This is a genomic window from Aquitalea sp. S1-19 (assembly GCF_024343515.1).
Map to the genome: position 1 here is coordinate 1 of NZ_RJTZ01000099.1, position 11,882 is coordinate 11,882.

An 11,882-nucleotide genomic window follows, 5' to 3' on the forward strand; every position below is an offset into this window, starting at 1 on the left:
GCAAAACCAGTTCAGCCCGGAAAACCGCCGTATTGCCATTGTGATTCTGAATGATGATGCGGTCGACCGTATACGTAGTGATGGCTTAAGCGCTGCGCAACATACGGCTGCTGACGTGGCATCGGAGCCTGTCGCAACTGCGGCCGGCAGCGAACACTGATCGTGTTGCTGATGCGAGCTGCGTTGCTTGTCCTGTCGGCTGCTGTCATGGCGTGGTTGGTCTATGCGCCGGCCACGCAGCCGCTTGCCTGGTGTGCGCTGCAAGCAGGCATCGTATTGCTGTTGGCGCGCCTGTTCCGTCTTACTGTGCTTGCTGCGCTGTTCTCTGCCTGTCTGTTTCCCTTGCTGGTGTTGGCGTTGTGGCTGGATCTTCCGGCTTGGTCATATGCGTTGGCCGCGGCGCTGACTTTTGGCCTTTCACGCAATGCCTTATTTGAGCGGGTGCCGTTTTACCTGTCGTCAGGCGAGGCTTGTCGGGTGCTCTCCACATGGCTGCCCCCAGGTGCGCGTGTGCTTGATGCTGGCAGTGGTGATGGCCGGGCGGTGTTGCTGTTGGCGCGCCTGCGGCCAGATATTGAGGTGGTCGGTATGGAGAATGCCTGCTTGCCCTACCTGGTGGCACGTTTGCGCTGGCGTCTGGCCGGCTCTCCGGTCAATGCCAAGCTATGCTATGGCAGTTTTTGGCAGGCAAAATGGGGCGAGTATGATGTGGTCTACGCCTTTCTTTCCCCCGCCCCTATGCCGCGGCTGTGGCAGGTGTTTAGTGCGGGTGCGGGCACTGATGCAGTGTTGATCAGCAATACCTTTGCCATTCCGGGCGTGCCTGCCAATGAAGTTCTGGCTTTATCCGGGCCTTTGCAGCGCGAGCTTCTTATCTGGCGTCATCCCCGTGCAACTTGACACTTGGCTGGCCTCTATTGCTGCCCAGCGCTGGCCTGTCCTGCCGCAAACGCATGCGCGTATACGGCAGGAGCTGGCGCGTGGTAGCGAACGCTTACGTTTCGAGGTGCTGGCCAATCTGACTTTGTCCGATCCGTTTTTGCTGCTGGATTTGTTGCGCCTGATGGCGACCTCCACCGCCTTGCAACGTAGTGGCAGCTTGCCTGCGGTCGAGCAGATGCTGATGGTGGTGGGCAGTGAGCGCATTATGATGCGTTATCGCCAGTTGACGGCCTGGCCTGAACCTGCAGACAGGCATGAGTTTGCCGTGCAGGAGGAGGTGGCCGCCCTGCTGGGGCGTGCGCGCATCGCTGCGCTGATTGTCAAAGCCTGGCTGTCCCTTGCAGGGGAGCATAAGGTCGAAGACAGCTTTGTTGCCGCCGAGATTTACAACTTGCCGGCATGTTTGTATCTGTTGCAGCATCAGCAGCGGCTAAAAAAACCGGCGCTACAGCAGATGGCAGAGCAATTCGCCATGGATTATCCGCCGCTCTTGGCTGCGTTTATCCAGCGCATGCCTTTGCCTGAGGGTTTAAATGCGCTGCTGGGTAGTGGTGTGCCTGGCCGGCATCGGCAGTTGCTTAAACTTGCCGTTGCTTGTGCCGAGGGACTGGATCAGGGGTGGTGGCGTCCTGCGTGGCAGGCGGGGGTTTCGGCGGCCGCTCATTTGATGGGCGCAACCTATTCCGAGGCTTATCAGGCCGTAGTGCATGCCGTTTTGCAGGTGGCACGCAACCCGCAGGCACCGGCTTATACTTTTGCTGCCCGCCGTTTTTTGGCTATGGAAGGGGATATTCCGCTAGCCGATGAGCCATGCTTGCCGCCCTCGCTGGATGTGACTGCGCGTACCGATCTGGCTATACGAAGCGCCTTGCGCCATTTGGCTAATGATCTGGGGTTCGAGCGCGTGTTGTTTTATCGCTTGAATGAAGCGGGTGATACTTTGCGTTTGCAGTTCCAGATTGGTCTTAAGTCTGGCGATGTGCTATTGCAGAAAATGCCGCTGATGAAGCCGGATGGCTTGCCGGCTTTGCTGCTTGGCCGGCCGCAGGGTTTTTTGCTGACGTCAGCGCTGCATGCGCGCTTGCAGGTGAAATACGCCGATGCCTGGTTGTCGGCATTGAGTGGAAATGATGTCGCCTTGCTGTCGGTTTATGCAGAAGGCCGGCCGCTGGGCCTGTTTGTGGTCGATAATGCCGGCTCCGGGCGCGCCATTGACGATGCCTGCTATCAACAATTCAAATTACTGGCCACCCGGGTGGCCGGTTTATCATTCTGACGTATGCAAAAGATTATCAGCTCGGCAAGTAACGAAGACCTCAAGCAATTGGCACGACTGGTGCAAAATGTACGCGAGCGGCGCAAGAGCCGGCAGATGGTACTGGAGGGGATTCATCTGCTTGAGGCTGCGCTGGATGTTGCGCTGGTGCCGACAATGGTTTTTGTCAACGAAGATGCCGCGCAGCGATCCGATGTGCAGGCTTTGTTGGCGCGCTTGCCTTCGGCAAGTGAGTGTATTCAGGTGGCGCGGGGCGTGTTTGCCAAGGTGACGGCGCTATCTAGCGCGCCCGAGGTGTTGGCAGTTTGCCCGCGTCCCGAGGCGAGCAAGCCGCAGGAGGACGCCAGCCGCCTGCTGTTGGAAGACATTCAGGATCCGGGCAATCTAGGCACGATTCTGCGCTCGGCCGCCGCAGCCGATGTGCGTGAGGTCTATCTGTCCAAAGGCTGTGTCGATGTGTTTTCCCCCAAGGTGTTGCGCTCGGGCATGGGGGCGCATTTTGCATTGTCCATTCATGAAGGCGCCGATCTTGCCGCAGAATTGGCCGCTTTTACCGGGCGTAAACTGGTAACGCATCTGGCAGGAAGTACTTCGCTTTACGGGCAGGATTTGTCCGGACCGATTGCGCTGGTCTTGGGTAATGAGGGTGCCGGAGTGTCGGATGCCTTGGTTGGCCTGTCTGACGTCCGTGTACGCATTCCGATGCCGGGGCACGCCGAGTCGCTGAATGTCGCGATGGCCGCCACGATCTGCCTGTTTGAGCGGGTGCGCCAATTGCAGCGCTAATTGTTCTGTAGTGTTACAGGGTGATTTGTGATCAATCGTAATCTATATTGGGTATTGGTTGACGGTGATATTCATCATCTGCACCGTGCACAAGGAGAGTGCGATGAGTGGCAAGTTTGAGGTCAGTAAGTCCAAAAATGGCAAGTATCTGTTCAACCTTAAGGCCGGCAACGGGCAGATTATTTTGACCAGCCAGCTGTTTGACTCTTTGCACCACGCGATAGAGGCGGCTCAGTACCTGCAATCTGAGCCTAAGCTGGATGCCCGCATCCGCCGCAAGATCTCGACAGTGGGAGATCCTTATTTCAGTGTGCTGGGGCGCGGTGATAAAGTGCTGGCGCGTAGCGAAATGTATTCATCCTCCACGGCGATGGAGCGGGGAATAGATTCGCTGCTGGATCATGCGCCGACCGCTCAGGTGATCGATACGACGGCGCTATAAAGACTGGATGGGGTATGCTGATTGTGCCCCTATCCATCTTTTTCAACCGCAGCCAGGGTGTGCTCTACATCCTTGAGTGCCTGCTTCGCTTGCGGATCATCGCTGCCGCGAAGTTGTTGTTTTAGCCAGTCGCGGATCTTTTTCAGTTCTGCCAGCATCTTTTTGATTTCGGGGTCTTCTTCTTGCTTCTGTATCTCTGTGCTTGAGCGCCCCAGTTTGGGTGTGTTGTCACCGGATTTTTCCGTCTGGTTTTCATCTGGCAGTTCATCTTCGCCGGCCAGGCTGTTTGCGGCATTGTCCTGATCTGCCGTCAGTGTTCCGGCTTCTGGCAAAGTCACGCTTGTCGCCTCAGCATCCTCTGTCTGCCCATCTGCCGGTGTTGCGATGGCTGGCTGCTGCGGCAGGGTGGGTGCCGCATTGCCGCTCCCGCCACTCAGGGACTTTAGCTCACGTGCCGCTTGTGCCAGTTGCTGCGCCAGTGCCCGCAAGCTGCCCGGGTCGTTGCCGGCTAGTGCCATCATTTTGCGTAGCATCTCTATCCGAGCCTTGAGCATGGTCTTGCTGATGTCATTCATTGGGTTTGAATTTGATGGCGCGGCGGCAGCTGGTTTGCGCAGTTTGGCCATGTACTTGTTCAGTGCGGTGGAGAGTGTGTCTTGCAGAATGTTTTGCTGCTCATGGACGAGTGTGCCAGTAGCCGGGGGCTGTGGCGCTGCATGGCTGGTAGGTGTTGTGGCAGGGTGTTTGCGTGCTGTGCCGTGTGGCGTTGCAATGCGGTGTTCGGTTGAGGGGCGCACTTGCATGGGTTGCCTTTCGGTAAGCTTTTACTTGCTATCGTCTGTGTTTGCCATATCTTGAGCGCCTCAATGGGGGGGGGCTATTCTGTCCTGTAAATAAAAAAGGCCGGAGCAACCCTTGTCGGGCAGCACCGGCCTGCTGAATTTACCTGATTAGTCGCGCTGACCGCCAAAAGCCATCAGAAGCTGCAACAGGCTGGTGAACAGGTTGTAGATGCTGATGTAAATGGTCAGTGCAGCAGAAATGTAGTTGGTTTCGCCCCCGTCAACGATGGACTTGACCTGCCACAGGATCATCAGCGAGCTGAACAGAGCGAAGGCTGCGGAGATGGTCAGCTGCATGGCCGGGATGCGCAGGAAGATGTTGGCGATCATTGCCACCATCAGGACAACCGCGCCAACGGTCAGGAAGCGGCTAAGCCCGGACAGGTCGCGCTTGGTGGTGGTGGCGATGCCGGCCATCACGAAAAAGACCACCGAAGTTGCGCCGCCCGCCACCAGGACCAGTTGGGCGCCATTTTTCAGGCTGAGTGCCACTTGCAGTAAAGGTCCGAGCAGTACACCCATAAACAGGGTGAGTACCATCATCAGGACGACGCCCATCGAGCTGTCGCGATTCTTTTCTACGGCAAAAAACAGGCCGTACAGCATGGCCATCATGATCAGGCTGGACATGATCGGGCTGCCTGCCATAAAGGCAAAGTTCATATTGGTGCCGATGACCGCGCCTATGATGGTCGGAATCATCGACAGAGCCAGCAGCGCATAAGTATTGCGCAGAACCTTATGGCTGGCGCCTACCTCGGTGCTGGTGCGGTAGGTAGTCTGAAAGTTCTGTTGCATACGGTGTTTCTCCTTGGGTATTGCGGTGTGAATTGGTTCTGACATTACTAATGGTAAATGGTTTCCATTGTGGATGGAAATATGGCCATTCACCTTGTCTTATTTTTCAGTGTGCGTTATTATTGCGCTCTTGTCTTGGCAGATATCGCCATTGGCAGGCGAGGGTGGCGGAATTGGTAGACGCACTGGATTTAGGTTCCAGCGGGGCGACCTGTGAGAGTTCGAGTCTCTTCCCTCGCACCATAGATAAATTCTGCAGCCTTGTGCTGTAGGCAGTAGCCCCGCACAAACGGCAAGTACCGTTTTGCGGGGTTTTTTGTTTGTCCTTTGCGGGGCAGCAAGCGCCGCTTGCGGCTTATAGCTTCCCGATAGGGCATGATATACTGGCCAACTTTTGCGGCAGGCTGTGCAGGAAATATATTTTGCTTTTGCGGTTTTGTCGTGACCGGTGAGTGCCGGTGCATGTAAACCTGTGTGGCGGAGTCTGTTTGATTGCACTGCCTGCTCACTCCAACCCTGTATAAAGATCAAGGATTCAACATGCAAGTTCAGCTGGAAACGTTGAGCAACCTCGAGCGTCGCATCACCATCGCGCTGCCGATGACCGAGATCGATGCCAAGGTAACAGAACGCCTCAAGCGCGCAGCCCGCAGCGCCAAGATTCAGGGTTTCCGCCCGGGCAAGGCGCCGTTCAAGATTGTTGAAGCTAACTACGGCCCGCAGATCCGTGAAGAAGTGATCGGCGAGCAGGTTCAGCAGAGCTTCTATGTTGCCGTTGCACAGGAAAAGCAGCGCATTGCCGGCTACCCGCGTTTTGAAGCGGCTCAGGAAAGCGCCGATCTGGAGAACTTCAAGTTCTCCGCCGTATTCGAAGTGTTCCCGGAAGTGGTCGTAGGTGATCTGACCGCTGCTGAAATCGAAAAGCCGGTTACCCCAGTGGGCGACGAGCAGATCGAACAGACCATCGAAATCCTGCGTAAGCAGCGCACCCGTTTCAACTATGTTGACCGCGCGGCTGCCGAAGGCGATCGCGTGATTATCGACTTCAAAGGCTCGATCGATGGCGTATTGTTCGCTGGCGGTTCGGCTGAAAACCACGCTTTCGTCTTGGGCCAGGGCCAGATGCTGGCTGACTTCGAAGCCGGTGTGACCGGTCTGAAAGAAGGCGAAACCAAGTCGATCGAAGTGGCTTTCCCTGAGGATTATCACGGTAAAGACGTAGCCGGCAAAACTGCCGTGTTCGAAATCACCGTTAAAAACGTGTCCGAAGCGCAACTGCCGGCTATCGATGCCGACTTTGCCAAGGCGCTGGGTGTGGCCGATGGCGACGTTGAAAAAATGCGCGCCGAAATCAGCAAGAACGTAGCACGCGAAGTGAAGCGTCGTCTGGCTAGCCGCACCAAGGAAAACGTGATGCAGGCGCTGCTGGACGCGACCAAGATCGACTTGCCTAAGTCGTTGGTTGAGCTGGAAGTTGGCCGTCTGATGGATCAGGCTCGCCAGGATCTGCAACAGCGTGGTATGAATATCAAGGACATGCCTTTCCCGGCTGAGCTCTTTACTGCACAGGCCGAGCGCCGTGTGGCACTGGGTCTGATCCTGTCGGCTGTCGTTGAAGCCAACAAGCTGGAAGCCAAGCCGGAACAGGTTAACGCCATGATCGCCGAGTTTGCCGATAGCTACGAGCATCCGGAAGAAGTGGCCAAGTGGTACGCGGAAAGTGCAGAGCGCATGGAAGGCCCGACCTCCATGGTTCTCGAAGACAACGTCGTAGAGTTTGTGCTTTCGCAGGCTAAAGTGGTAGAGAAAGAAGTTGCGTTTGATGCACTGATGGGCAACAACGCCTGATAATGACTGACCAGAGAGGCCGAATCATGTCGATGATGGATCCCCGGGCCTTGGGCCTGGTACCTATGGTGGTAGAGCAAAGTGGGCGTGGCGAACGCGCTTACGATATCTACTCGCGCCTGCTCAAGGAACGTATCGTGTTCCTGGTGGGCCCCGTAAACGACGAGTCGGCCAATCTGGTCGTCGCGCAGATGTTGTTCCTTGAGTCGGAAAACCCGGACAAGGATATTTACCTTTATATCAATTCGCCGGGTGGTTCGATTACGGCAGGCATGTCGATTTACGACACGATGAATTTCATCAAGCCTGATGTATCGACCCTGTGTATCGGTCAGGCAGCCAGCATGGGTGCATTCCTGCTGTCTGCCGGCACCAAGGGCAAGCGTTATGCGCTGGCTCATAGCCGGGTCATGATTCACCAGCCATTGATTGGCGGTTTGTCTGGCCAGGCAACAGATATCGAAATTCATGCGCGTGAACTTTTGAAGATCAAGGCGCTGATGAATGAATTGATGGCCTTGCATACCGGCAAGGACGTCGAGCAGGTAGAACGCGACACCGAGCGCGACAATTTCATGTCGGCCGAACAAGCGTGCGCCTACGGACTTATTGACAAGGTACTGACGTCCCGCAAGGACGTGGTGGCTTAAGCTGACGGATAGTATGCATGTCTGAAAAATCGAGCGGCGAAAAACTCTTGTACTGCTCTTTCTGCGGCAAAAGCCAGCATGAAGTGCAGCGCTTGATAGCCGGCCCCCAGGTCTATATTTGCAACGAGTGCGTGCGCTTGTGTGACGATATCATTATCGAGGAGCTCGACCAGAAATCGATCGAAGCCTCCGGCGAGAGTGAAGAACGCAAGCTGCCTGCACCGCAGGAAATCCGCGAAGCGCTTGACCAGCATGTCATTGGTCAGGATATGGCCAAAAAATCGCTGGCGGTCGCCGTGTACAACCATTACAAGCGTCTGTACACGCCGGTGGTGAAGGATGAGGTTGAACTGTCCAAGAGTAATATTCTCTTGATCGGCCCGACCGGTTCCGGCAAGACGCTGCTGGCGCAGACGCTGGCCAAATTGCTGGATGTGCCTTTTGTGATCGCGGATGCAACCACACTGACCGAAGCAGGTTATGTGGGGGAGGATGTAGAACACATCATCCAGAAGCTGCTGCAAAAGTGTGATTACGATGTCGAGAAGGCGCAGCGCGGTATCGTCTACATCGACGAGATCGACAAGATTTCGCGCAAGTCGGAAAACCCTTCCATTACCCGCGATGTATCGGGTGAAGGCGTGCAGCAGGCTCTGCTGAAACTGATCGAAGGTACGGTCGCTTCGATTCCGCCGCAAGGTGGCCGCAAGCATCCGAATCAGGAGTTCATCCAGATCGACACCACCAACATCCTGTTTGTGTGTGGCGGTGCGTTTGACGGGCTGGAGAAGATTATCCGCCGTCGCTCGGAAAAGGGTGGAATCGGTTTCGGCGCCGAAGTCTCGTCCAAGGATGAAGGCAAGAGCGTTTCTACCTTGTTCAAGGAAGTGGAGCCGGAGGACCTGATCAAGTTTGGTCTGATTCCTGAACTGATCGGTCGTCTGCCGGTCGTGACGACGCTGGAAGAGCTGGACGAAGAAGCGCTGGTCACCATTTTGACCCAGCCGCGTAATGCGCTGAGCAAGCAGTATCAGAAACTGTTCGCCATGGAAGGCGTGGAACTGGAGTTGCGTCCATCTGCATTGCGCGTGATCGCCAAGCAGGCGATGATACGCAAGACGGGTGCCCGCGGTTTGCGCTCCATTCTCGAACGCGCCTTGCTGGATACCATGTATGAACTGCCTTCGATGCAGAACGTGGAAAAGGTTGTGGTTGACGAGAAAGTGATAGAAAAGGGCGATAAACCCTTGTTCATCTACCGCGAGGCAGATGACGGGCTGGCCCAGTCTGCCTGAAACGGTTGAACATGACAAAACCGCCCTTCAGGGCGGTTTTTTATTTGGGGCTGACAGCCGGGGTGCTTGAAATGCGCATGTGCTCCCCCATTTCTGCTCTATTAATATCCATTTAGCCATGGTCAGGAAATATGTCCCAGAGCGCCGAACTTCACGAAGAAACCGCATTGCCGCTGTTGCCGCTGCGCGATGTGGTGGTCTTCCCCCATATGGTTATCCCGCTGTTCGTCGGTCGAGCCAAGTCTATCCGCGCACTGGAAGTCGCGATGGACGAAGGCAAGCAGATCCTGCTGGTTGCCCAGCGCTCCGCCTCCAAGGATGAGCCTGCGCCTGAAGATCTGTATGAAATTGGTACCGTTGCCTCTGTGCTGCAAATGCTCAAGCTGCCGGACGGTACGGTCAAGGTACTGGTAGAAGGGCGCCAGCGCGCCTATGTGAAGGATGTCCGGGAAGAGGAGGATTGCTTTGTTGCGACCGTCTCGCCTGTGGCGCCTGAGCCGGCGGACTCGACCGAAGTCGAAGCCATGCGCCGCGCTTTGCTCAACCAGTTCGAACAGTACGTCAAACTCAACAAGAAAATACCGCCCGAAGTCATGACTTCGCTGGCAGGCATCGAACAGGCCGGGCGCCTGGCCGATACTGTGGTGGCGCATCTGCCGCTGAAAATCGAGCAGAAGCAGGAAGTGCTGGAAATTCTCGAGGTGCAGGCACGACTCGAGCATCTGCTGTCACAACTGGAAGGCGAAATCGATATTCTGCAAGTCGAGAAGCGCATCCGTGGTCGCGTCAAGCGCCAGATGGAAAAGAGCCAGCGCGAGTATTACCTGAACGAGCAGGTCAAGGCCATTCAGAAAGAGCTGGGCGAACTGGAAGAAGGCGGCGAGACCGAAGAGCTGGAAAAACGCATCAAGGCCTCCGGCATGAGCAAGGAGGCACGCGAAAAGGTGACCGCCGAACTCAAGAAACTGTCGCTGATGTCGCCGATGTCGGCCGAGGCAACGGTGGTGCGTACCTATATCGACACCCTGCTTGATCTGCCGTGGAAAAAGAAAACCAAGATCAGCAAGGATATCGAACATGCCGACGATGTCCTGAACGAGGATCACTTTGGGCTGGAAAAGGTCAAGGAGCGCATTCTCGAGTATCTCTCGGTACAACAGCGTGTCGATCGCCTCAAAGCGCCTATCCTGTGCCTGGTGGGGCCGCCGGGCGTGGGCAAGACCTCTCTTGGGCAGTCGATTGCCCGTGCTACCGGACGCAAGTTCGTACGTATGGCTTTGGGTGGTGTGCGCGACGAGGCTGAAATCCGCGGGCATCGCCGTACCTATATCGGTTCCATGCCGGGCAAGGTGTTGCAGAACATGACCAAGGTCGGCGTGAAAAACCCGCTGTTCCTGCTGGATGAGGTAGACAAGCTGGGTGCCGACTTCCGTGGCGACCCGTCGTCGGCACTGCTGGAGGTGCTGGACCCGGAGCAAAATCATGCTTTTGTCGATCACTATGCCGAGGTTGAGTACGATCTGTCGGATGTGATGTTTGTCGCGACCGCCAACTCGCTGAATATTCCTCCGGCGCTGCTGGACCGTATGGAGATTATCCGTCTGTCCGGTTACACCGAAGACGAGAAGATCAATATCGCGCTCAAGTATCTGGTGCCCAAGCAGATGAAGAACAACGGGGTGAGCGAGGACGAGGCGCTGATCCACGAAACGGCCATCCGCGATATCGTGCGTTACTACACGCGTGAAGCCGGTGTACGTAGCCTGGATCGTGAAATCGCCAAAATCTGCCGTAAGGTGGTGATGGCACAGTTGCAGAAAAAAGACAAAGCCGGCAAGGTGACGGTCGATGCTGATAACCTCGACAAGTATCTGGGTGTGCGCCGATTCGACTATGGTTTGGCCGAAGAGGAGAACCGTCTGGGGCAGGTAACGGGTCTTGCCTGGACCGAAGTGGGCGGAGAATTGCTGACGATCGAGGCGGTGGCCTTGCCAGGAAAGGGCAACATCATACGCACCGGCCAGCTGGGCGAAGTGATGCAGGAATCGATCACGGCGGCGCTGAGCGTGGTCAGAAGCCGTGCTGCATCGCTGGGCATCAAGCCGGATTTCTATGAAAAACGCGACATGCACATACATGTTCCCGAGGGTGCAACCCCCAAGGATGGGCCATCTGCGGGCATCGCCATGACCACGGCCATTGTGTCGGTGCTGACCGGAATTCCGGTGCGCGCCGATGTGGCCATGACAGGCGAAATCACCTTGCGCGGTGAAGTGTTGCCAATTGGCGGCCTCAAAGAGAAACTTTTGGCGGCGCACCGTGGCGGCATCAAGCAGGTGCTGATCCCGCATGGCAATGTGAAGGATCTCGTTGAAATTCCAGCGAATATCAAGGGCAAGCTGGAGATCCATCCAGTCAAATGGATAGATCAGGTATTGGCTTTGGCGCTGGAAAGAATGCCTGAGGCGTTGTCAGAGGATGCAACGTCTGCCAATATGTCGCCATCAGCGGACGCCGTGCAGAATCAGTCCGTCGTGACGCACTGATTCAAGGCGTCGGAAAGAGTTTAAAAGCGCATGAAATACCTCGTGTCAGGCCGCTTTTTTGCCCGGGGCTACCCTCGGGAGGCCGCTTGACACAAGGATTTCAGCCTTGCTATAAATCAGGCGGTTTTGCCGCATACTACGTATTCCGAAGAATGATGAAAGGGGACTTAACGTGAACAAGTCTGAACTGATCGATGCCATCGCAGCCCATGCCGACATTTCCAAGGCAGCTGCTGCCAAAGCGCTGGACGGTGTAATTGTTGCTGTAACCGATACCCTGAAAAACGGCGATGATGTCACGCTGGTCGGTTTTGGTACTTTCTACGTAGGCGAACGTGCCGAGCGTAGCGGTCGCAATCCTAAGACTGGTGAAACCATCACCATTCCTGCCGCCCGTACCCCGAAGTTCCGTGCCGGCAAGGCACTCAAGGATGCACTGTAAACAGTTGCATGCCTG

11 protein-coding genes and 1 tRNA gene are annotated in these 11,882 nt (G+C 56.0%); 10 read left to right on the top strand and 2 right to left on the bottom strand.

The annotated features are described in order from the left end of the window. Positions 1 to 207 precede the first annotated feature (207 nt). From EGI20_RS13720 to EGI20_RS13735, 4 genes are all read left to right on the top strand, one after another. The gene (locus EGI20_RS13720; RefSeq protein ID WP_498630735.1) at positions 208 to 900 is read left to right on the top strand and encodes a class I SAM-dependent methyltransferase; all 693 of its coding nucleotides are present in this window, start codon (positions 208 to 210) and stop codon (positions 898 to 900) included. Beyond that, complete coding sequence (locus tag EGI20_RS13725) at positions 890 to 2,218, top strand: histidine kinase (protein ID WP_498632145.1); 1,329 nt, start codon at positions 890 to 892, stop codon at positions 2,216 to 2,218. Before EGI20_RS13720 ends, EGI20_RS13725 begins: the two co-directional genes overlap by 11 nt. A gap of 3 nt (positions 2,219 to 2,221) precedes the next feature. Continuing rightward, positions 2,222 to 3,004, top strand: coding sequence for a TrmH family RNA methyltransferase (locus EGI20_RS13730; protein WP_498632146.1), 783 nt, complete (start codon positions 2,222 to 2,224; stop codon positions 3,002 to 3,004). Between the two features lie 103 nt (positions 3,005 to 3,107). Continuing rightward, positions 3,108 to 3,446, top strand: a complete 339-nt coding sequence (locus EGI20_RS13735) for a YegP family protein (RefSeq protein WP_498632147.1) — start codon at positions 3,108 to 3,110, stop codon at positions 3,444 to 3,446. A gap of 29 nt (positions 3,447 to 3,475) precedes the next feature. Here EGI20_RS13735 and EGI20_RS13740 read toward each other — a convergent pair whose 3' ends face one another. After that, positions 3,476 to 4,021: a hypothetical protein gene (locus EGI20_RS13740; protein WP_498632149.1), complete on the bottom strand. Its 546-nt coding sequence runs from the start codon at positions 4,019 to 4,021 to the stop codon at positions 3,476 to 3,478. Between the two features lie 375 nt (positions 4,022 to 4,396). After that, complete coding sequence (locus tag EGI20_RS13745) at positions 4,397 to 5,086, bottom strand: Bax inhibitor-1/YccA family protein (protein WP_124734543.1); 690 nt, start codon at positions 5,084 to 5,086, stop codon at positions 4,397 to 4,399. Positions 5,087 to 5,244: 158 nt separating this feature from the next. Between EGI20_RS13745 and EGI20_RS13750 the strand changes: the two genes are divergently transcribed. From EGI20_RS13750 to EGI20_RS13775, 6 genes are all read left to right on the top strand, one after another. Then, a tRNA-Leu gene (locus EGI20_RS13750) sits at positions 5,245 to 5,329 on the top strand. A 297-nt stretch (positions 5,330 to 5,626) separates the two neighbouring features. Beyond that, the gene (tig, locus tag EGI20_RS13755; RefSeq protein WP_498632150.1) at positions 5,627 to 6,934 is read left to right on the top strand and encodes a trigger factor; all 1,308 of its coding nucleotides are present in this window, start codon (positions 5,627 to 5,629) and stop codon (positions 6,932 to 6,934) included. A 32-nt stretch (positions 6,935 to 6,966) separates the two neighbouring features. Beyond that, positions 6,967 to 7,584, top strand: a complete 618-nt coding sequence (clpP, locus tag EGI20_RS13760) for an ATP-dependent Clp endopeptidase proteolytic subunit ClpP (RefSeq protein WP_220789403.1) — start codon at positions 6,967 to 6,969, stop codon at positions 7,582 to 7,584. A gap of 17 nt (positions 7,585 to 7,601) precedes the next feature. Further along, a complete protein-coding gene (gene clpX, locus EGI20_RS13765; RefSeq protein ID WP_124734541.1) occupies positions 7,602 to 8,879 on the top strand; it encodes an ATP-dependent Clp protease ATP-binding subunit ClpX in 1,278 nt (425 codons plus the stop codon). 131 nt (positions 8,880 to 9,010) lie between these two features. Continuing rightward, positions 9,011 to 11,425: an endopeptidase La gene (gene lon / locus EGI20_RS13770; RefSeq protein WP_498632152.1), complete on the top strand. Its 2,415-nt coding sequence runs from the start codon at positions 9,011 to 9,013 to the stop codon at positions 11,423 to 11,425. A gap of 172 nt (positions 11,426 to 11,597) precedes the next feature. Beyond that, positions 11,598 to 11,867 (top strand): HU family DNA-binding protein, encoded by a 270-nt coding sequence (locus EGI20_RS13775; protein WP_124734539.1) that lies wholly within the window; start codon positions 11,598 to 11,600, stop codon positions 11,865 to 11,867. Positions 11,868 to 11,882: the final 15 nt, after the last annotated feature.

Excerpts from the sequence above, each read along its gene's own strand:
- EGI20_RS13745 (WP_124734543.1), bottom strand. The coding sequence starts at position 5,086 with ATGCAACAGAACTTTCAGACTACCTACCGCACCAGCACCGAGGTAGGC.
- tig (WP_498632150.1), top strand. The coding sequence starts at position 5,627 with ATGCAAGTTCAGCTGGAAACGTTGAGCAACCTCGAGCGTCGCATCACC.
- lon (WP_498632152.1), top strand. The coding sequence starts at position 9,011 with ATGTCCCAGAGCGCCGAACTTCACGAAGAAACCGCATTGCCGCTGTTG.
- clpX (WP_124734541.1), top strand. The coding sequence starts at position 7,602 with ATGTCTGAAAAATCGAGCGGCGAAAAACTCTTGTACTGCTCTTTCTGC.
- EGI20_RS13740 (WP_498632149.1), bottom strand. The coding sequence starts at position 4,021 with ATGAATGACATCAGCAAGACCATGCTCAAGGCTCGGATAGAGATGCTA.
- EGI20_RS13735 (WP_498632147.1), top strand. The coding sequence starts at position 3,108 with ATGAGTGGCAAGTTTGAGGTCAGTAAGTCCAAAAATGGCAAGTATCTG.
- EGI20_RS13730 (WP_498632146.1), top strand. The coding sequence starts at position 2,222 with ATGCAAAAGATTATCAGCTCGGCAAGTAACGAAGACCTCAAGCAATTG.
- clpP (WP_220789403.1), top strand. The coding sequence starts at position 6,967 with ATGATGGATCCCCGGGCCTTGGGCCTGGTACCTATGGTGGTAGAGCAA.
- EGI20_RS13720 (WP_498630735.1), top strand. The coding sequence starts at position 208 with ATGGCGTGGTTGGTCTATGCGCCGGCCACGCAGCCGCTTGCCTGGTGT.